This window comes from Pseudomonas sp. GW821-FHT07F05, from assembly GCF_059418765.1.
This window is the reverse complement of record NZ_JBWKQL010000002.1, coordinates 660,769-681,759: the sequence shown is the minus strand read 5'-3', so window position 1 is coordinate 681,759 and position 20,991 is coordinate 660,769. Positions and strand designations below refer to the sequence as shown.

The 20,991-nt window shown below is 56.2% G+C and carries 16 protein-coding genes and 2 pseudogenes; 17 read left to right on the top strand and 1 reads right to left on the bottom strand.

Features of this window, described 5'->3' with window-relative positions:
• The first annotated feature begins 36 nt into the window (after window positions 1–36).
• The 14 genes and pseudogenes from AC07RO_RS07145 to AC07RO_RS07080 form a co-directional block, all read left to right on the top strand.
• The gene (locus AC07RO_RS07145) at window positions 37–6,255 is read left to right on the top strand and encodes a tape measure protein (RefSeq protein WP_495085664.1); all 6,219 of its coding nucleotides are present in this window, start codon (window positions 37–39) and stop codon (window positions 6,253–6,255) included.
• The gene (locus tag AC07RO_RS07140) at window positions 6,252–7,160 is read left to right on the top strand and encodes a hypothetical protein (RefSeq protein ID WP_463581519.1); all 909 of its coding nucleotides are present in this window, start codon (window positions 6,252–6,254) and stop codon (window positions 7,158–7,160) included. Before AC07RO_RS07145 ends, AC07RO_RS07140 begins: the two co-directional genes overlap by 4 nt.
• Window positions 7,160–8,347: a pyocin knob domain-containing protein gene (locus AC07RO_RS07135; RefSeq protein WP_495085663.1), complete on the top strand. Its 1,188-nt coding sequence runs from the start codon at window positions 7,160–7,162 to the stop codon at window positions 8,345–8,347. The genes AC07RO_RS07140 and AC07RO_RS07135 overlap by 1 nt, the downstream gene beginning before the upstream one ends.
• The gene (locus AC07RO_RS07130) at window positions 8,344–8,991 is read left to right on the top strand and encodes an Lcl C-terminal domain-containing protein (RefSeq protein WP_495085662.1); all 648 of its coding nucleotides are present in this window, start codon (window positions 8,344–8,346) and stop codon (window positions 8,989–8,991) included. The genes AC07RO_RS07135 and AC07RO_RS07130 overlap by 4 nt, the downstream gene beginning before the upstream one ends.
• Window positions 8,992–9,003: 12 nt before the next feature.
• Window positions 9,004–9,540, top strand: a complete 537-nt coding sequence (locus AC07RO_RS07125; protein ID WP_463581522.1) for a hypothetical protein — start codon at window positions 9,004–9,006, stop codon at window positions 9,538–9,540.
• Window positions 9,541–9,911: 371 nt separating this feature from the next.
• Window positions 9,912–10,337: a cell wall hydrolase gene (locus AC07RO_RS07120; RefSeq protein WP_495085661.1), complete on the top strand. Its 426-nt coding sequence runs from the start codon at window positions 9,912–9,914 to the stop codon at window positions 10,335–10,337.
• A 74-nt stretch (window positions 10,338–10,411) separates the two neighbouring features.
• The gene (locus AC07RO_RS07115) at window positions 10,412–10,627 is read left to right on the top strand and encodes a hypothetical protein (protein WP_037013040.1); all 216 of its coding nucleotides are present in this window, start codon (window positions 10,412–10,414) and stop codon (window positions 10,625–10,627) included.
• A gap of 2 nt (window positions 10,628–10,629) precedes the next feature.
• Window positions 10,630–11,871, top strand: a complete 1,242-nt coding sequence (locus AC07RO_RS07110; RefSeq protein WP_495085759.1) for an SGNH/GDSL hydrolase family protein — start codon at window positions 10,630–10,632, stop codon at window positions 11,869–11,871.
• A gap of 83 nt (window positions 11,872–11,954) precedes the next feature.
• A complete protein-coding gene (locus AC07RO_RS07105; RefSeq protein ID WP_495085660.1) occupies window positions 11,955–12,251 on the top strand; it encodes a hypothetical protein in 297 nt (98 codons plus the stop codon).
• A 46-nt stretch (window positions 12,252–12,297) separates the two neighbouring features.
• Window positions 12,298–12,549: a hypothetical protein gene (locus AC07RO_RS07100; RefSeq protein ID WP_463581525.1), complete on the top strand. Its 252-nt coding sequence runs from the start codon at window positions 12,298–12,300 to the stop codon at window positions 12,547–12,549.
• Window positions 12,550–13,463: 914 nt separating this feature from the next.
• Window positions 13,464–13,864 (top strand): annotated as a pseudogene (locus AC07RO_RS07095) (tyrosine-type recombinase/integrase); the annotation flags it as partial.
• A 466-nt stretch (window positions 13,865–14,330) separates the two neighbouring features.
• Complete coding sequence (locus AC07RO_RS07090) at window positions 14,331–14,744, top strand: hypothetical protein (protein ID WP_495085659.1); 414 nt, start codon at window positions 14,331–14,333, stop codon at window positions 14,742–14,744.
• Complete coding sequence (locus AC07RO_RS07085; RefSeq protein WP_495085658.1) at window positions 14,689–15,435, top strand: nSTAND3 domain-containing NTPase; 747 nt, start codon at window positions 14,689–14,691, stop codon at window positions 15,433–15,435. Before AC07RO_RS07090 ends, AC07RO_RS07085 begins: the two co-directional genes overlap by 56 nt.
• 568 nt (window positions 15,436–16,003) lie before the next feature.
• A pseudogene (locus AC07RO_RS07080) lies at window positions 16,004–16,339 on the top strand (TonB-dependent receptor domain-containing protein); the annotation flags it as partial.
• Between the two features lie 149 nt (window positions 16,340–16,488).
• On the opposite strand, the gene AC07RO_RS07075 reads toward AC07RO_RS07080, so the two are convergent.
• Window positions 16,489–17,385, bottom strand: coding sequence for a LysR family transcriptional regulator (locus tag AC07RO_RS07075; protein ID WP_495085657.1), 897 nt, complete (start codon window positions 17,383–17,385; stop codon window positions 16,489–16,491).
• A 176-nt stretch (window positions 17,386–17,561) separates the two neighbouring features.
• Here AC07RO_RS07075 and AC07RO_RS07070 point away from each other — a divergent pair, with 176 nt between their 5' ends.
• From AC07RO_RS07070 to AC07RO_RS07060, 3 genes are all read left to right on the top strand, one after another.
• On the top strand, window positions 17,562–18,317 hold the full coding sequence (locus AC07RO_RS07070; protein WP_495085656.1) for a class II aldolase/adducin family protein: 756 nt from the start codon (window positions 17,562–17,564) through the stop codon (window positions 18,315–18,317).
• Between the two features lie 109 nt (window positions 18,318–18,426).
• Window positions 18,427–19,218, top strand: a complete 792-nt coding sequence (locus AC07RO_RS07065) for an ABC transporter substrate-binding protein (RefSeq protein ID WP_495085655.1) — start codon at window positions 18,427–18,429, stop codon at window positions 19,216–19,218.
• 50 nt (window positions 19,219–19,268) lie between these two features.
• Complete coding sequence (locus tag AC07RO_RS07060) at window positions 19,269–20,813, top strand: amino acid ABC transporter permease/ATP-binding protein (RefSeq protein ID WP_495085654.1); 1,545 nt, start codon at window positions 19,269–19,271, stop codon at window positions 20,811–20,813.
• Window positions 20,814–20,991: the final 178 nt, after the last annotated feature.

Here is a 20,991-nt window from a genome sequence, read left to right as displayed (position 1 = left end):
CTTAACAGCCGGTTTTTTTTCGCCCGGAGAAAGTGCATGGCAGGTCAAGAAGTTCGCGGGATGCTGATCCGGCTTGAGGCGACGACTGCACAACTCCGTCAAGAGATGGAACGAGCAGACGCCTCGGTCACGAAGGCAACCGGGCGGATTGATGCCCAGCTGAGCAAAGTGGATACCGCGTTTGATCGCGCGGCCAAAAGCGCGCAGTCAGCAGCAGGTATTCTCAAGGGCGCCTTGTCGCTCGCGATCGGCGGCGCAAGCGTAAGCGCCATCATCGATCAGGCCGAGGCATATACCACTGTCGCCAACCGATTGAAGCTGGTGACGTCTTCCAGCAAGGAATTCACCGAGGCACAAAGCGCTGTCTTCAGTATCGCGCAAAAATCAGGGCAGCCGCTTGGCGCGACTGCAGAACTGTATCAGCGCATCGCCACCAACCAGAAAGAACTCAAGCTGAGCGGCCAAGGCGTGGCCGGGATTGTCGAAACGATCTCCAAAACCCTGGTCATCAGTGGTGCTTCCGCTGCGTCGGCGGATGCTGCCCTTGTGCAACTCGGCCAGGCTTTCGCTTCGGGGACGCTGCGCGGCGAAGAGCTCAACTCGGTTCTGGAGCAGGCCCCAGCACTGGCGCAAGCGATCGCTAAGGGCATGGGGAAAACCGTAGGCGAGCTTCGAAATCTGGGTACAGAAGGGAAGTTGACCTCCGCCGCTGTTGTGGCAGCGCTGCAAGCCCAAGCCGCCGCTGTCGACGGTCTCTTCAACCAGATGCAGAGCACCATCGGAACCGCGCTCACCCGCATCCAAACGTCCTTCACGCGAATCATCGGCGAAACGGACAAGCTGTCCGGAACCAGCGTCTCGCTGGCTGGTGCCATAAACCAGGCATCTCGGGCGCTTGACCAGATCAAGGTCCCTGAAGCGTTCGCGGTCATTTCGCAGCACGCCGAAACCTTGTCGACGGTGTTGAACGTAGTTCTGTATGCAGCCCTCGGCAAAGTGGCCGCGGGCCTGGTGCAGTGGACCGCCGCGTCTGGCGCATCTGTGCTTGCCAACCAGAAAGCGCTCTCCGCTGCTGCGAAGACTGCGCAGCAGGATCTGTTGGCCGCAGAGGCAAAGCAGCTGGACGCCCGTGCACTCGTAGCGCGTGCTGGTCAGGAGCTGCAAGCAGCCCAAACCAAGGTTGCAGCGGACCGCCTTCGCCAAGAGTCGGATCTGGCAGGCGTGCGCTCTGTGCAGACCGCTTTGGCAGCGGAGTTGGCGCTGGAGCAGCAGCGGCTCAAGGCGCAGATTTCTGAGACTGGTCGTAATGCTGCCTTGGCACGGATGGTCGAGATTCGCGGCGCGCAGATTGCGATCACCAAGCAGGTGGAAGCGGCTGAGCGCTCGCTCGCGGCAACGACGGTGGCGACTTCAGCCCAAATCCAAGCGGCCAACGCACAGGTAACGGCTTCGAAAGTCGCCCTGGCGGAAACAACGCTCGCGATCAAAACAGCAACTATCGCCGCAAATGAGAGCGCCGCTTCCGCCACATTCGCCGCTCGGGCGTGGGGCGGTTTGAGAACAGGCGCTGCGGGGCTGCTCGGCTTGTTGGGCGGGCCAGTCGGCCTGGCATTCATGGCTGGCGCCGTAGCATTGTCGTTCATTGATTTCAGCGATAAGTCCAAAACGCTCATGGGCGACTTGGGCGATCTCGGAAAGTCGGTGGATCAGGTTCGGACCGAGTTCAATAAGCTGAACGAGGACCAGCAGCGCGCCCAGATCAATACTTGGAAAGACAAGCAGCTCGGGGCAACGCTTGCTGTTGAAAATGCTTACAAGAGCCTCACTGCAGCGGTTCAGGCGGCGATAGTAGAGCCCCCTAATCCGGATATGGTTGACCCGGCGAAGATTGCCGAACAAGTGCGCTCGTTTGAAAGCCTTCTAGCAAAGATGGACGCCGCGCGAGCATCTGGTCAGGCACTCGGCCCCATTCTGCGCGAGGCCGCAGCAAACGGGCAGATTTCCCCGGAGCAGCTGCGTCAGTGGGAGACGCTGGCAGGTTCATTCAGCGACAACGCTGCAGTAGCCGCGCAGGTCAAAGCGCGTCTTGATGAGTTGACCACCGCCCTAAATCTGAACACGAACGCCACCCAGGCGAATAATCAGGCGAAGGCTGGCTTTACCACGGAGGGCGAGAAGTATCTGGACACGATCCAGAAACAGCTGGCGGGCCTGCAGGATGGTGGCGATGCGATCAAGGAGGCCAACCGCTATATCGCGGATCACAAGACTCTGTCAGAGGCAGATCGTGTTGCGATCCTTTCGACCGCGAACGCCATTGAAGTAAATAAAGCCGCGACAAAAGCTGCGAAGGACGAGACCAAACTCGGCAACGCGGCTGCCCGTGAAGCAGCTACAGAGCTGAAAAACCAGCAGAAAGCCCTTGAAGAACTTACCTCAAAATCAGCCATATCGGCCAAGGCCGCCAACGATCTCGCAGACGCTTACCTTGCCGGGGTCGACAACATCCGCGCGATCACCCTTCAACAGAAGGTTGAAGAGGAACTGCTCAAAACTGGCGCTGCAGCGCGCGGAAAAGTCACGGCAGCCATAAGCGCTCAGATGACGGCGGAAGATCGCCGTGACGTGGCGAAGAACATCGCGGATCTGCGCGTGGAAGCAACGCAGACTCTGGCTCAAGCCACTGCCACCTTGGAGGGCACGGACGCACTTGAGGCTTTCAATTTCCAAAAAGCTATGCAGCTGGCGCTGGTTGGCAAAAGCATCGAGTACGGGTCTAAAGAGTACGACCAACTTCTGCAGGCAACACGGGCGCAGCTGGACCATAACAAGGCGCTGGAGCAGGCCGGCGCGGCGAACAGCATCGTTGACCGGCTTTATCCACAGACGAAGCTGTTGCGCGATTACACCCAGGAGCAGGAAGCGCTGAACAAGGCGATCGAGCTCTATCCTGAAAAAGCTGACGCCTATCGCGATGCGCTTCAACGGCTGGGGCTCGAGTACCAGCAAAACAAGAATGCGGCAACAAGCTGGGCCCAGTTCACCGAGGGGGCGATTGATCGAATCGACGACGCGTTTGCAGACATGTGGAAGTCCGTTCTGAGCAAATCCGGCAATTTCATGGACACGCTCAAGGACAGCTTTAGGCAGTTCCTCGCGGAAATGCTTCACATGGCGATCACCAAGCCGATTTTGGTTCAGTTCGCCAGCGCGCTGGGTGTTGGCGGCGCGCAGGCTCAATCCTCCGGAATGTTCGGAGATTTGACTGGTGGTAGTGGGGGCGGGCTGACGTCGTGGCTCGGCACCGCGAAAAACGTGTTTTCGGTCGCCAGCAGCAATTTCGGGCAGTCCATCATGGCTGGCTGGAATGCAGGCGAGGGGATTGTCGGCGGTATCCAAGGCGCGTTTGGTAATGGTGCTTCCTACGTCAAAGACGCGATCGCCAGCGGTTTCACTGCGGGCTCGGCGACTGCCAGCGCCGTTGCGTCCACGACCGCTGAAAGCCTGACGTCGACCCTTGCCACTTCCTACGCTGGTTATGGCGCACAGTTTGGCACCGGGGTGGCGCAAGGATCTTTCAGCGGCGCCGCCGCGTCCTATTCGGCGTCTGCTGCTTCCTCCAGTCTCAGCGCGTTAAGCGCAACTCTGAGCTACGTCGGCGCGGTGTACGCCGTCATTCAGTCGTACCAGGCATATGGCGCGAAGGGAGCGGCCACAACAGCAGGTTTCGCGGCAGCCGGCGCAGCTATCGGTTCAGTGGTCCCTGTCATCGGTACTGCGCTCGGCGCGGCAATCGGCGCAGTGATCGGTTCGATTGCGTCCAGTTCGCTGTTCGGCAGCGGGGAGAAGTACCCCGACCTGAGCACGTCGGCCACGGGTCACTACGATAACGGCGTGTACACGGATCAGGGCATAGCAACCACTTGGCAGCGTAAGGCGCCGAAGTATGGACCTGCTGCCGATAACGCCATGTCTTCCACACTGAACAAATTCGCCTCAACGCTGGGCAACCTCTATGAGGCGCTCGGCAATGGGGCGGAGGTTTCGGCTTACAGCACCCTGCAGCAGCGCAAGACCTCTGGGAAATATTCGAGCACTTTCGGCGTTCAGTTGGACGATGGTTCGGTCATCAGCGCGAAGCAGCAGTTCAAGGCGAATGACATCGCCTCGGCATTGACCGCTGACTATGACGACATCATGGGCACTTTCCTTGCGAAGGCGATCGTGAGCTCGAAGTCGCTGCCGGAGTACTTCAAATCCCAGTTCACGGCCTTTGCCAATGACTGGAACACCACCGCTGACCAGGTCATCAAGGCAATCGAGGGAGTCTTTACCCGCTTCAACGGGGTGAACGACGCGCTGTCCTTGATCAACGTCGCGAACCTGAAGCTGGATAACACCGGCCTCATTGCCTCCGATGCGATCCTGAACATGATCGGCGCGCTCGCAGATCTGGACACCACCACCGCAACTGCGAAGGAAAAGGTCGACGCGCTCAATAAGAGCGTGGGCACCTACTACCAGGCTTTTTTCAGCGCCGACGAGCAATTTGCCGACCTGACCAAAAGCCTGCAGGGTGCGTTCGCTGGCTTCGGCCTGAAGCTGCCGGACACGCGTTCCGCCTATCGCAAGATGGTTGAAGACATTGACGTCACGACCACCGCGGGACAGGCGATGTTCGCGACGATGATGGGTCTGGCAACCAACGCGGACGCCTACTACACGCAGATCGACAAACAGGCGCAGGCAGCAGTGGATGCAGCCAAGGAGGCAGCACAGGCGGCCGCAGATGCATGGTCGAACTACTACGGCCTGTTCACTTCTGACACCCAGAAAGCCGCCGACACGTTGTCGCTGGTCGGTCAGCAGTTCGCCGCGCTGGGCTTGGCGATGCCTGCAACCCGGGACGGCTTCACCGCAATGGTGGCGTCTATTGACCAGACGACCGAGAAGGGCAAGGCGATGTTTGCCTCGCTGCTCGGGCTGGCGACCAACGCTGATGCCGCCTTCGACATCATTGAGGCACAGACCGCAGCGGCCAACGAAGCTGCCGCCGCTGCGGCACAGGCGGCCAAAGAGGCAGCAGAGTCAGCCGCGCAAGCCATCAAGGACGCTTTGAATCTCGCGGTCACTAATGGCTTTTCCGCACTGCAGCGCGCAATCACTGCCCAGCAGAAAGCGGCCGAGGATGCTTACAACGCTCGCGTCGCATCGCTGAACGACATGCTCAGCACCGCGAACACGCGTGTTTCGGATCTCACATCGATCAGCAACTCGCTCGATAGCGCGTTGAAGTCGTTGCGCGGCACTTCTGACGACACAGTGAAGATGCTTCGACGCCAGGCGCAAGCGACATTGCAAAGTGCGCTGGCAACGGCGCGAGCTGGCGGGTCGTTGGCGAACTTCAGCGGCCTGGACGACGCGCTGAATGCGGTCACCAGCAACACCACCGGCCTGTATTCATCGCTTGAGGACTTCAACCGCGATCAGGGCCGCACGGCCAATGTGGTGGCGCAGCTCAGCCTGCTGAACGGGAAGCAGCTGACCAGCGCCGAGAAATCGGCAAAGGCGCTGCAAGATCAGCTCGATCAGGCGAAGAAGACGTATGACGCGCAGGTCGCGCAGTTCGATTCGCAACTGGCATTTGCTCAGTCGCAGTTGGATGCGTTGAACGGCGTCGACACATCGGTGCAGTCGGTGGCCGTTGCCATCCAACAAATGAACGCCGCCGTTGTGGCTGCGCTCCAGGCGCAGGAAACGGGAGCGGCTGCCGGCAACACGTACGACAACAACGTCGCGTTGATCCGATCGGTTTACAAGCAGGTTCTCGGTCGGGATCTGGATGGGAACGGCCTTGCGACCTGGACGGCGGGCCTGGCTAACGGGACGGTCACCTACGCCAACCTGGTCGACATGATCGCCAAGGGCGGCAAGGCGAACGGCGAAACCGTGAAAATCCCAGGCTACGCCGCCGGCGGCAACTTCGGCGGTGGTCTGCGCCTGGTTGGTGAGAACGGCCCGGAGCTTGAAGTAACGGGCCCGAGCCGGATCTTCGATGCTCGCACGACGGCAGCAATGCTCAACGGTGGCGGCTCAGACGCTGGCGTCGTGGCAGAGCTGCGCTCTATTCGCGCAGAACTGGAGATGATCAAAGCCAACACCCAGGCCGGCGCGGTGAACAGCAGCAAGCTTGTGAGGATCGTTGATCGCGTGACTGACGGCGGGAACGCCATGCTTACCAAGGAACTTGCATGAAGGTGATTAAGCCGCACGTCATCACGGACATGATGATGCTGAGTTCGTCAGTTCAGGAGAACGACTATCCGGCGTGGGCATCGGGCACCACCTACGCCCTCGGCGCGCGGGTGATCCGGACCAGCGTGCATCGGGTTTATGAAAGGCTGGTGGCGGGGGCGGGGACAGTCGCCCCCGAGCTGGACACCACCAGCCCGCCGGTGTGGATGGATGTCGGCCCGACAAACAAGTGGGCGCCTTTCGATGATGTGGTGGGCACGCTCGCGACTGGCCCGTCTCCGCTCAGTTATGTGCTCAGCGTCGGGTTCACCGACAGCCTGGCGTTGTTTGAGCTGAGCGGCCGGTACGTGGATGTGGTGATGAAGGACGGCACCGGCGGTGTCGTTGTGTACCAAAAGAGGATCGACCTCGAAGTCACCGATATCGAGACGATCTTCGACTGGTTCTTCAGCGATCTGGATCTGCGGACCGACATCGTCATCACCGACCTACCGGGCCAATACGCGAGCGCTGAGCTCTCTGTAACGATTACCTCAACCAGCGGCGGCGCGTCCGTTGGCGTGATCAAGCCGGGGCTGATCAGCGACCTGGGTGAAACCCAATACGGCGCCCGGGTCGGCATCGACGACTACAGCCGCAAGGAGCGAGACCCGTTCGGCAACACGGTCATCACCAAGCGCGCCTACAGCAAGCGCGGCAGTTTCACGATGCTGACCACGCTGGGCACCTTCAACCGGATCTATCGAACGCTGGCGGCCCTGCGGGCAACGCCGTGCGTTTACATCGGCACGGAGGCGGCCGGCTATGAGCCGCTGCTGATCTACGGATTCTTCACCAGCTTCAACATCGACATTTCCTACCCCAGTTACCACCTCTGCTCGCTTGATATCGAGGGCCTCATCTGATGGCAGTTACTCCACTCCCGCTCCTTGACCGGACCGCGGCAACGTTCAAAAACGACGTCGATGCTTTCTTCGCCACCAAGCTGCCCACGTTTTCTGTGCAGGTGAACCAGGTTGCCACTGATGCGCAGAGCGCTGCGGATGCTGCCAACACCTCAAAGAACGCCGCCGGAACCAGCGCGACCAATGCCAAGACCAGCGAAACCAATGCCGCGAACTCGGCCAGTGCCGCTAACACCTCGAAAACGAATGCCGCGACCAGCGCGACGAGCGCTGCTGACTCTGCGACCGCTGCGAATACCTCGAAGATCGCAGCGGCCAACAGCGCGACGGCGGCGGCCACCAGCGCCACTAACTCCGAGGCATCTGCCGTGCGCGCCAAACAGGCGGCGGACAGCATTTCTAGCGGCCCGGTGACCAGCGTCAACAGCAAGACCGGCGTTGTAACTCTGAACAAGGCCGACCTCGGTCTGTCGCTGGTTGATAACCTTTCCATATTTGCGCGAGGAATGACTGCTGGGCCTGCGGTTTTGCCAACCATTGCAAACATGGACGAGTTTATTAATTTGACGAATGGTTGGTATGGGGTTGCAAATACTTCGACCGGTTCAAGGCCGCCGGGAGAATCATGGGGCACGCTTCTTGTGTCCGGTCGAGCGTTTCAGACTGATGCGCGGGTCAATCAGTTCTTCTTTTCTGAAACAACGACACGCGTATGGGTTCGTCGCAACAGTGGTGGCTCCTGGGCTGGCTGGCGCGAACTCACACGCCCGGTTCCGGGCGCGGCAAACGCTCGTAAACCACTGGTTGCGTCTGCCGATGGTGTTAGCGATGAATGGTCAAACATCCTCAGCATTGCTAACTATCTCGACAGAAGCTTTACCGGCACCGCGGCGGCTGCGCAAACACTGGACGTCAGCGTTTACTCGATATTCGACTTCTTGCTGGCCGCTGCGACAACTTTCAGTTTTGCGAACGTCCCTAGTCTTGCTGGTGAAACCATCACGGTGGTGGTCAGAATTCGGCAAGATTCTACCGCTCGCCTGATTACATGGCCGTCGAATATAACTTGGTTGACTCCGCAAGGCATCAGCCCTCAGACGCCGACTGTTGGTCAAATCGTTGAGTATATTTTTTCGACTGTTGGCTCACCCGCTAACTGGTATGGTCGAGTGGGGGCTTCGACATGAGATTGGCTGCGGCGCTTCTGGGATCGCAGCAAAAAGTCCCGACCAAGCCCGGCGTTCCTTATGCTGGTGGCTACTATGCTGGTCGTATCAAGATCAGTGGCCAGAGCTATGCCCTGATCGTTTCACCGAAGGCGCAAGGCGAAACAACGCTCGCGGTAAAGCCTTCAGGCGGGCCGACGCTGAACGCGACCAGTGCCTGGGACGGCCAAGGCAATACAGCGGCGATGGTTTCAGATAGCGCGACCCATCCTGCTGCCCAGTTCTGCGCCGGCCTTGCTATAAACGGATATGCCGACTGGTTCCTCCCGGCCAAAGATCAACTCGAACTTTGCTATCGGAATCTGAAACCTAAAACCAATCCTAACGATACCGCATCCGGCTATAACGCAAGCTCCGATCCTGTTGGGGCTGTATATACAACAGCCAACCCCGCGCAGACTGCATCTGATGATTTTTTATATACGCTTGCCACTGGCACATATGGCCCTCAAGCATTTCTTGCGGGTAGCGGTCAGACCTACTGGACCTCTACCCAGCTAGGCACAAACATTAATGGCACTCAAGAGTTTCTAACCGGGGCACAAAGCTCCGCTAACAAAATTACTCAATTGCTTGTCCGTGCTGTTCGGATGATCAAAATATAAGGACCGCTAAAAATGGCCGTAATTATCGAAGAAACTCAGGAAGTTGTTAGTGGTTGGGATTTCAAAATGCGATACCCAAACGTTTCGTTTCCTTTTGAGAGTGACTGGGATGACGAAATGCTGGCTCCTTATGGGGCATTTCGGATCTACGAGGACGTCTATCCGGACCTGCAGATGCTGGAAACTGCAATTCCCGGCGCCATTGAAAAAAGGGAGGATGGCAAGTATCACCAAGCATGGATTGTCCTTCCTGCCGACCCTGATCAGTTGATTGCAGCAATCACTGCCGAATATAAAGGCCAAGTTGAACTGTATATGAACAACACCGCTGTGGCTCACGGCTATTTGAACATGCTGGAAGTCATCAGCTACGCAGATGAGCCGGTTGTTGCCAAGTTCCAAAACGATGGTCTCGCCTTCCGGAAATGGCGCTCGCTGGTCTGGGAGTATGCTCAGGTTCAGATCCCGCTGATCGCGACGAAGCAACGTCCTAAGCCGACGCCGGAAGCCTTCCTCGCCGAATTGCCAGCCCTGACGCTTAGCAAGTAAACCGGATACCACGCAAAGGTTGCACTGCGCAGTGGCTTATCAGGCGCGCGCCCTTGTCGGGTGCTTCTGCCTTGGTGAGTCCGGGTCGAGGTCTAAGAAATGTAACTGTCGGGCCCAGCGCGCAGCTTCCGAGACCGAATCGAAAAAGAAATGGTTTCCATTGCTGGACGTCACCCTAAAGACCACTTCCACACGGCGATCTTTGAAGTGCGAAGGTCTCTCGGAACCTGTGATTCTTTGGAAGTGCAGCGACATTGTGATCTCCGACTGGAGCATTAGGTTACGCGCCTATTCCAGCGGATTGAAACCCCTCAGAAAGATAGTTTCGTTAGGTCCGCGATGAGCGGGTTTTTTTTGCCTGGAGAAATTGGATGACCGTGATCGAGAGAGATCGTGACGTGCTGGCGCGCACCCTGTGGGGTGAAGCGCGCGGGGAGGGCTTGGCCGGGATGGTGGCCGTGGCGTGGACGATCCGCAACCGCGTGGACGATGGCAGGGACAAGTCCTGGTGGGGCGAGGGTTACGCCGGCGTCTGCCAGAAGCCGTACCAGTTCAGCTGCTGGAACCGGAACGACCCCAACTATCAGTTCCTGAGCGGCGCGCGTGCGATCCCATTCCGCGAACTGGCGCAGTGCCGCATTGCTGCTGACCAGGTGATCGACGGCAAGGTGCCGGACCCCACCGGCGGCGCGACTCACTACTACGCGACCACCATGCCAAAGGCGCCTGACTGGGCGGCGAAGGCGAAACGCACGCTGAGGCTCGGCAACCACGTCTTTTTTAAGGAAGTGCCCTAAGCATTCGGCGAATGCTGGCGCCTCGCGCACTCAGCACCAACCACCTACCCATCTATGAAGGCCCCGGAGGCGCAGTGCGTACAGATCAATTTGTGATGAAGTACAGCTACGGACCGCACACGCTGTCCGTGAAAGCAAATGGCGGAAGCGTGCTTGTGGAAAAGGCTGTGGGCACTGACTGGGTTACCGCAGACACATTTGCCACTGATGGCGCTTGGCGTCTGGATTTGGGCAACTCGCCCACACGCTTCACGCCTAAAGGCGGCGCGGCTTATGAGGTGGCTAAGTGACCTTGATAATAGGCGCTGCGCCTACCAGCAAAAGACGTATTCGCCGTGGGCTGGGCCTGCTGGGCGACAGCTTCAGCGCGAACTGCCACACGATTGATCCGAAGGCATACGGCACAGAAGCCTACGGTTACGCCGGCGCTATCGCTGCAAAAACAGGTCTGTTTCCCAGCTATCTGGACAATCAGGGGAAGGTGGGCGACCACTCTGGGCAGTTCATGCCAAGGCTGCCATCCTGCCTGACTTCAGCGACGGCTGATTTGTGGATGCTGCTGTCGCGCACGAACGACAGCACGACGCCCGGCATGACGCTCGCCGACAGCAAGGCCAACGTGATGAAGGCCATCACGGCGTTCCAGAACACGCCCGGGAAGTACCTGATTGTCGGCACCGGCACGCCGCGTTTCGGCGCGAAGGCTTTGACCGGCCAGGCGCTGGCGGACGCGATTGCTTACAAGGACTGGGTGCTGACCTACGTCATACAGTTCGTGCCAGTCGTGAACATCTGGGATGGCTTCACCCAGGCCATGACCGTCGATGACTTGCACCCGAATCTGATCGGCGCAGATTTCATCCAGTCTAAGTGCGTGCCGGTCATCAATGCCAACTTCGAGTTCTTCGGCGTGCCACTGCCGACGGACGCCGCCGACCTCTACTCGGCGATTCGCCCGTTCGGCTGTCTGAACGCCAACCCGTTGATGGCGGGCTCGACCGGTGTCATCAGCGCATCGGTAAACCCGGTGGCCGGATCGGTGCTGGCGGACAACTATAAAGCCTCCGGCTCAGGCCTGAACGGAATCACTACTCGGTGGTACAAGGAGCCGGCCGCATATGGCGAGGCACAGTGCATAGAGCTGGTCGGTGCTATGGCCGCCGCCGGCGGCTACATCTATGTGCAGCCAGCTGCGAACGTTACGCTGTCGAATGTGCTGGCAGGGGATATGATCGAGATGGTTTCGGCGCCGGAGATTGTAGGCAACAGCCGTGGAATCCTCGGCTGGGAAGCGGAGCTGATTATCACCAAGCCGGTGTCCAGCGCTTCCACCACCATCTATTACCGCTCGATGGACAAATACCAGGAGCCGTTCACTCTACCGGCCAACTGGAAGGGCGTGCTGGAGACGCAACGTTACACAGGCGACGTCACGGAAACCGTCATCACCTCACGCATGGGGCTGTACCTGGCTGCCGGCATCGCTCAGGACTCCAGAGTGAAGGTTGCGCAGTTCGGCATCCGCAAGGTCTGATGGCCTCCGGTCGGCAGTAATTGACGTCGGCGGCGGCGCTGCGATTAACTGTATATATATACAGTTAATCCAAGCGACCAAGCATGTATGTCCTCATCACCCCGCGTCGCAATCTCGGCGTCGCCGTCCCCAAAGACCAGCTCAGCAAAATCACCCCGTTCAGGGGCGACGTGCAGATTGTCGAATCTCAATGCTCAACCCTTGGCCGGATCACCCGTGAAGCTTTCATTTTGAACAGTGCCAGCCACACCCCAGATCCGCTGCCAAGGTTGCTGGACGCTGGCGTGACGAGCATGGGCACCAACGGGTTCACCATCTCCGGCATCGAGCAGATCGGAGAGGCGTTCTACTTTCAGTCATGGTGGTGCCGCTTTGAATGAGCACGTCGCCGACCCTCTGGCTACATGGCGGCTCATGGTCGAGGACATGCAAGACCTTGTCACCGACCCTGACGGCCAGCGGGCGAAGCTGCGGCAATTGGCAATGCTTGCCTATCAACGGTATCAGGTTGATGCCGATGAGCTGTCGGACATGCTTGAGGTTACGGACGCCGCGCGGGAGTGGGGTTTGTTGGAGCTGGAGCACGGCCACTTTCTGGGAATGTTCCGTACGCCCGAGCATAATCTTGAGCCCGGGACGCAGTGTTTCTGTAAAGGAAAGCTCGTCAGGGTTTTGTGAACATCGGCAGGACGCCGGGGAGGGGTGAAGCCTCAACGAGGCGTCACATGAAATAGGGTTTGAAAGTGGGCTGAATCCGTTCCGAAACTCAACGCTCGCCCCGCGTGGAATGCGGTCTGTAGCCCAGTGGTTTTAAAAAAGTATGGGAACGTCAATCACCTCCAAGGATGCGGCCCGCTGGGTTTTCCGTAACGGTCTTGAAAACCGCGTCGGTGCTTGTGGTGGTCACCCGTTTTCTAGCTGCTGTAGCGCCATGTGTGAGAAGTTTTCCGCGTAAGACTAAAGTCCAATCCAGGCTTCAGCAGGCCGCCGGCTATGCTCTAGACAACAAGATCACACATTATAAAGGAGGGCAGGATGCCCCAAGTAAATGGACGCAGTCAGAGCCAAATAGCGAGGATTCAGGCAATGGTGGACTGGCATCTTGAGATCGCGGCTGAGTTGGAGCGCTCCGGCAAGTTCGATCAGGCACGCCTTCATCTAATTCGAGCGAACCTGTTGAAGCCTGCCGCGACGACCCCGAATTGACCCAGCAGAGCATGGCCCCGAACATTTGATCGCTGGAATTTGTAGTGGGTCAGGTTGATCGCAGTAGAGGTGTCGACGTGTAATTACGATGCGCAAAACCTCCCCTGGAGGCGGCGTATTTTCGTTTGCAAAATCACAAAAAAGCTCGTGTTTTGCGAAGCTGTTAAGACTCAATTATCTAAGAAAATCAAAGGCTTGCAGGTCCATAGTCCCCAGCATGGGGTGCTAGGGGTCGAGTGTTCGAATCACTCCGTCCCGACCATATTTTAATGACTTAGCCCAATCTGAAAAGGTTGGGCTTTTTCATGCCCGAAAAAATTACTCCCACATTTACTCCCACGGATATTCTGGATCTAGGTAGCTTTGGTATCTCAGGGGACCCTTTCCAGTTAAGGGCGCGCGGTGCGCGGTATCTGCTGGTTCACAGATATGAACCGCAGGAAATGATCAGCGAAAATACCCTCAACACCTCCATCAGCCGGATGGGTTACAAGGAGGGTTCACCGGTAATGGCACCAGAGCCACCATATCAACGGCGCTCAATGAGGTTGGCTTTGTCGAAGAGTGGATTGAGGCGCAGCTTTCACACGCTGATGCCAACCAAATTCGGGCTGCATACAATTATGCAGAATACGTCGAGCCGAGACGTAGGATGATGCAATACTGGGCGGACTTATTAGATGCACTAGAGGTCGGCGTTCCGCCGCCTGCGCCTGAGGCTTACATGCCGCATATCGGGCGACCTTCAACGGATTTTCTGAGCGCGCAGCGGGTACCTGCTGATTAGCAGTCCGAAGTCAGGCTATGCGATCAAGGTCGGACAGGATAGATTTGAGGAGACCAAGGAGTGACGCGCTGCGGCATGACTCCTTCGATCACTGATCAGGGAAGAAGGGCTTTGAGAAAGCCAAAGTGAGGAACAACGGTGAGTGCTACTAATTCGATCAACTGGATCGACGAAATCGCAGTTGAATCAGGTAGGCGAGATATTTCTCCGTGGGGGTTTGCTTGACGCCTGAGACAATCACTCGACTACTAGCCTCTATGAACGCCGCCAGCCTCCCAGTGATGTGCAGCGCTGGGCTTTCCATGAATCCTCCTAATAGTCTGCCGTCAGCTAGATAGGTGGCAAAGTGCTGCTTCTATAAATACCGTCTTGATTTGGATACAAATTGCGACCTCACAGACGCAGAGATTCCTCCTGCGCCGGTCGACGTTCCACGTGTTGTTGCCACTGCATGAAGGACGAGCCTGTGTTAATCGAGTCTTCCGTGCTGCCCGGAGGTAGAGCAAACGGCCCTTGGAGCGATCTAGGGCTTTACACCATCGGCTGGCGCGCATTTCAGGATCTATGCTCGCAGGTATGCGAGGTCGTGCTTGGCTGGCCCGTGGAAATCTTCCGCGAAGCTCAAGACGGCGGTCAGGACGCGGTCTTCCTCATTTCTGCAGAAAACGACGCTCTGCTGATCGGAACCATGCAATGCAAGCATACGTCCGATGCCGCAAAGGCGTTGAAGCTCAGTGATCTCACCGCCGAGATTGCTCATGTCGAGGAACTGGTCAAAGCCGGCCAAGCAGAGACCTACGCCTTCATGACGAACATGAGCGTAGATGCGCCCGTCGCAGCCGCAATGCGTGCCAAACTTCGCGCGCTTTGGCGTACGTAAGCCGCACATTCTCGGGCGCCAGTATATCGTCCGTGTTATCAGGAGCAGTGCCCGCCTCCGGGCCCTCGTTTCACAGGTCTACGGCCTGGGGGACCTCACCTCGATCGTAGATGAGCGGCTCAGCGAGCAGAGTCGGGCGTTGCTAGACAGCTGGATTCCAAAGCTTCGTACCTATTTGCCTACCCAGGCTCATCGCGATGCTGTCAACGCGATCTCTGAGCACGGCGTAGTGCTGCTACTCGGTAATCCCTCAAGCGGTAAATCGGCGATTGGCGCCATCGTGTCGACCATAGCATCGGAAAATCCCGACAACACCGTACTTGCTCTGACCAGCCCACGCGACTTTGAGGCCGGTTGGAATCCTAATGATCCGGGGCGCTTCTTCTGGATCGACGATGCCTTCGGCTCCAATGTGCTCCGCGACGATTATGTGCAGGACTGGACGTCTGCCTTCTCCAAACTGCGAGCCGCGATCAAGCATGGCAATCGATTTCTTTTAACTTCACGAAAACATATCTATGAAGCGGCGCGGCGCAGGCTTAGGCAGCGCAACCTTGCCCAATTCGCAGACGGCAGCGCCGTAGCGGATGTCGGCGAGTTGACGTTCGAAGGGAAGACGCAGATTCTCAATAATCATGTAAATTCGGTGAGCAGAGCCAGAGCTGGCGATCGAGCATCAAACCGCATCTAGCCGCCGTCGCTGAGGTTCGTGACTTTCTCCTTGGGATCGCCGAACGTCTCGGCGACCCAAACTTCACCAAGGCTCTAGCTCCGCGCGAAAGCTCACTCGTACGCCTGATGGAGGAGCCGACAGAGCATCTGATTGATACCGTCAACGCCTTAGATGATCAGCTGCAGGCCGCGCTCATCCTCGTGTATGTCCATCAGGCCGGATTCGATCCTAGCGATCATGACGCTTCGGCCGCACAGGCGGTCGCTGAGCTGACTGGGTACACTCTCACCAAGTTTAGGATTGTTTCGCTGAGCTGAAGGGCTCGTTCCTGAAGCTTTCCGGATCAAAATGGACCTTCGCCCATCCGACGATTTCCGACGCCCTAACGGAGATCCTGCGCCAGAAGCCCCATATGATGGCGGCGCTCATACCAGGCGCGACTATCGACACCATTCTTAGCAGCTTCACGTGCGAGGGCTCGCCGCTCATTCGAGATGCGCTTGTCATCCAGACAACGCTCGACGACGCCCTGGTCGCACGACTTGGCCGCACGCCCGACGAATTGCACCGCAATTGGATGCTGTTCCGCCTTGCCGACGCGCCGAAGCACACCGCAAGCCTTAACCTGACGCATCACCTGAATATTCCTTCAGAGTTCGGGTCCTGGCATGCCGGCGCCGGTGCGCGTTACGTCGGTGAGCGCGCTGCCAACAACGCCAACGATTTCTGGTTGAGCAGCTACACCGTGGCCGATGCCTTCGTGCGTTGGGAGTCGCCGATGTTCGGATACAAGACTTCGTTGCAGTTCAATGTCGATAACCTCTTTGATAAACAGTACTAACCGTCCTCCACTGGCAGCCAACTGGCGGTCAATGTTGGCGAACCACGCACTGCACGCCTGAGCGCCAGCGTGACGTTTTGATGATATAGCTTTGACTCGCCGTCCGTGCTGCCCGCTCAATGAGTAGCACGGCTGCGACTACTTCAAAGTCGTCCATGTCTGCGGCGTATGCAAGTTGAGCCAATATGCAAAGCTAGATGATCCGAGACTTATTTCTGATATTGCCGATATCAGCTCAAATCCAATGCGGACTGCATTCTGTCGAGAAAAATAGCCTCCGCTTCAGTGTGTACTTGATGGGTGCTCCACATCATTACAATCAAGACCTCGCAAATGCTCGTTTCTGGTACGAGCTTTCGCAGAAGCCCTCGCTCCTCATACTCCCTACATAGGTGCTCGGGGAGAGAACCTATCCCTATCCCCGCCAGTACAAGCCGCAACATCTCTGCCGTGTTCGCTGATGAGGCAGATATCTGCTGGTGTATATAATGACTGCCATAGTGCTCAGACAACTTAGATAGCGTGCCTCCCAAGGACTCCCCTGAGAAACTGACCAGTTTTGTGGCTTTGATTTGATCAAGTGTCACCGACTCTTCGTTGAAAAGTGGGTGATAGTTGCTGCAGTAGAAAAATGTCTCCTCGCGGGTGAGTGTACATTGTTTTATGTCAACCTCCCCGGGATGACTGATTCCAATACCAAACGGAACTACGTTACGGTGCAGGGCGCTGATTATTTCCTGAGTGGTTGCAACTTCAATGTTGAACGTGACCTCTGGAAATTCCGAATGCATCTCCCGTAAAACTTTGTCGTACAGTGGAGAATTTACGCCGCTGATAGTGAGTATGCGTATAGCGCCTTTAATATTGCCTCGTTTTTCATCCAGGATAGCATCAACTTCCTGAATGTTTTTTCTGGCCGCTAGAGCCACCTTTAAAAGCGAAATACCGATTTCGGTAATTTCAAATCTGTGGCTGTCCCTCTCGATCAAAGTAGTTCCAAGCTGTTCCTCCAGGCGTTTGATAGCCTGACTCACGGCGGGCTGAGACAAATTTAGCCGTGCTGCCCCCCTGCTTATGCTTTTCTCGATCGCCACGACACAAAATGTTTTCAGGAGATTCCAGTCCATTCGTTCGCTCACAGAACGCAGTTCGCCGGAATTTATCGCGGTAGTCGGTCGGAAACCCATGAAATAGTACTCGTATTGGTTTGCCCAATACCCAATATAACAAAATGCGAATAGGCACTGGAAAGTTAATTTCATAGGGTGTCAGCCAATAACAACACTGTGAGAGCGCCCAATAAATGAACACACTCGAAGGTATCAGCGCGCAGGAGTGGTCAACTCGTTGTGACCTTGCCGCTCTTTTCCGTCTGCTGGCCTACTACCGCATGACAGACCTCGTCGACTCCCATGCCTCGGCATGCATCCCTGGGAAGCCGGGAGTCTTTCTCATCAATCGCTACGGTGTGCCGTTTGAAAAGATGCAGGCAAGTGATCTTGTGAAAGTTGGATTCGATGGACTGTGTGTTGGTACCAATGGTACATCCGAAACGATGAACATCGCAGGTGCCTTGATCCACTCTTCGATTCATAATGCCCGGCCCGATATGGCCTGCGTAATACATACCCACACTGCAGCAGGAATTACAGTTTCGGCACTTGAAGAAGGGTTGCCGCCCTTGTCCCAGCATGCAATGAAGTTTTACGAGCGACTCAAATACCACACCTACGGCTCTTTCATAGATACCAAATTGGAACAGCAAAATATGATTGATAGCCTTGGTGATTCCAACGCCATGCTTTTGCGAAATCACGGAATTATCGTCGGCGGGCGGACTATCGGCGAAGCCTTTCACAGTATTTATATGTTAGAGCGGGCCTGCCAGATACACGTGCAAATTCGGAGCATGAATAAAAGCATTGTTACCCCAGATCCGCATATGTGCAAAAGAACTTATGATACGTTTGCAGGCGATTATGATCACGGGATCGTGGAGCTGGCATGGCAGGGTGGTTTGCACATAATTTCCTCTCAAAAAGATCACTACTGTCGTTGATTGCGTAGTGACAGGTTTAAAGATAAGCTTCTGCTATATCCGTTATTGCGCATAACAAGAAAAATATAAGAGCCCTTTTCGTTCCTGCCCTCTCAATAATGGAAACGCCATGAACAAGCACGCCCTCGTGAAAAGCTTTTCTTTAGTTGCAGTCATTGGATTTGGAGTGGCGCTCGTCCACGCTCAAGAACAATCTCCTTTGAAGATTGGCATGGAGATCACCTACCCACCGTTTGAATACTACGACGCTGAGAACAATATTGTGGGGGCGGACCCTGAGCTTGCCGCTTCTATAGGAAAGTCTTTGGACAGGAAAGTGGAGTTTATCGACACAAAGTTTCTGAGCCTGATCAACGGACTCAACGCGGGAAAATACGACGCGATTATCTCAGGTATGTACATCACTGCTGAGCGTCAGACCCATGCGCTGGTCATTCCCTACGCCAAAACAGGATCAGCCATTTTAGTGGCACGGGACAGCGTATTTCAGCCTCAATCTCCGGAAGATCTATGTGGCAAAAAGATTGGATTGGAGCAAGGGAACTCGTGGCTTCCGAAGCTGCAAAAACTCTCTGAGACATACTGCATACCTAATAACAAAGCCGCAGTGATGGTGAGCGAGTATCCATCTGCGCCAGAGGCGACCCAAGCGCTGCTTTCCGGCAACGTGCAGGCTCAAGTAGAGATTGCAGGTGCGGCGCACATCATTTCCGAGCGCACCAATGGTCGAGTAGTCATCAGCTCTAAAGAACTCATTTACCCTGAAACACTGGGGATTTTCGTCAAGAAAGGCAACAGCGCCACGCACGCAGCTCTGATGAAAGCATTATCGCTAAGCAGAGCAAGCGGGGAATACGAGGTCATCCTCAAAAAGTACAGCCTTGAACCCATCTCAGAATAACAAGCATAGCCCACCGATGCTCACAGCGGTGGCGTTATCAAGGGGCAACTATGTCATTTGATTGGAGTTACTTCGTCTCCCTCTTCGCGGTGGATTCGTTTTGGGCAGCCTGTCTTCAGGTCATCAAGCTCAGTACTGCGGCATGGCTGCTGGGCGGTCTTCTAGGGTTTCTTCTGGCATTGGCCAAGATGTCGAGTTCCCCACTACTTCGCGGCTCAGCTTCGGTGTACATATGGTTTTTCCGCAGCGTTCCCCTGTTGGTCTTGATCGTTTTTACCTACAACCTACCGCAACTGGTTCCTTCTTCTGGTGGACTGCTTTCGAATCCGTTTTATTCGGGCCTCATGGCCCTGGTGATCACCGAAGCGGCGTACATGGCTGAGATTCATCGAGGGGGACTGATTTCTGTTGCCAAGGGGCAAAAGGAGGCCGGAAAGGCGCTGGCCATCGGTACGGTCGGCGCGCAATGGCTTATTGTCATCCCTCAGGCCATTCGTATATCGCTGCCGACGATGATCAACGAATACGTCACCATCGTAAAACTGACATCGCTGGCATCCGTCATCTCCCTCACAGAGATTCTCACGGTCGGTCAGCGCTTGTACTCCCAGAATTTTTTGGTGATGGAGACGCTGGCAGCTGTTGCGGTGTATTACGTATTAATTGTTACGGTGTTCGGATACATGCTTGAGCGTTTCGAGCGCTCACTGGATCTTAGCCTACGTAAGCCGCATACCCTGGGTAATGACCAGGCCAACGCTTTAAGAAAATCGATGGAGAACTTTAAACAGGAAAGCCAGCGCCGTTCATACGAGGGCGATACAGTGCTGCGTCTTCAGGGTTTGCATAAGAGCTATGGGAGTCATGAGGTTCTGAAAGGAATCGACTTGTCGATCAGGAAGGGCGAGGTTCTTTCCATCATTGGCCCATCTGGTTCAGGCAAAACCTCTCTCATCAGAACCATTAACGGGCTGGAAAAAATTGATAAGGGAAGCATCAAGCTCTTTGGCGCCGACTTCATCGAAAAGGACACACTGGGTGGCGGTAACCTGCGTGCCTTTCGGGGACGCGTAAAACACATAGGAATGGTTTTCCAAAGCTTCAACTTGTTCCCCCATCGAACGCTGGTCGATAACGTAACGCTCGCACCGTTGCATCACGGCGGCTCAAAGAATAAATGTCAGCTTAACGCCTATTCCCTCCTTGATCGCATTGGACTGCTTGAGCATGCCCACAAGTACCCGCATCAGCTTTCAGGAGGTCAGCAGCAACGAGTGGCAATTGCACGTGCGCTGGCGATGTCTCCAGACATTATGCTGTTCGATGAGCCCACTTCAGCACTGGATCCAGAGCTGGTTGGAGAAGTGCTTGAGGTGATCAAGGGATTGGCCGATGACGGCATGACATTGCTGATCGTCACCCACGAAATGGAGTTCGCAATGTCAATTTCTCACCGAGTCATTTTCATGGAAAATGGAAAAATCCAGCTTGATGCTTCTCCCCAAGAGATTCGAGACGCGGACTATGCTGAGAGAGTCAGAAGGTTCATGGGGATACCCGAACCGACCGTCTTAACCAAGAATGCAATTGCCTAATCGCTCACAGGTAAGTTCAGCAAGACAGAGTTTTTAGCGTTCAAGCATCACAGGGCGTCGAAGTCTGTGTGCGTCGTACCTTGGGCAAGATCGGCTCAATCAGAGCGTGAGCGGTAAGGGGGAGTGTCGGGGCAACGCTCCGATGAGGCACTACTTTGGTCTTTTGAATTCAGAGTGG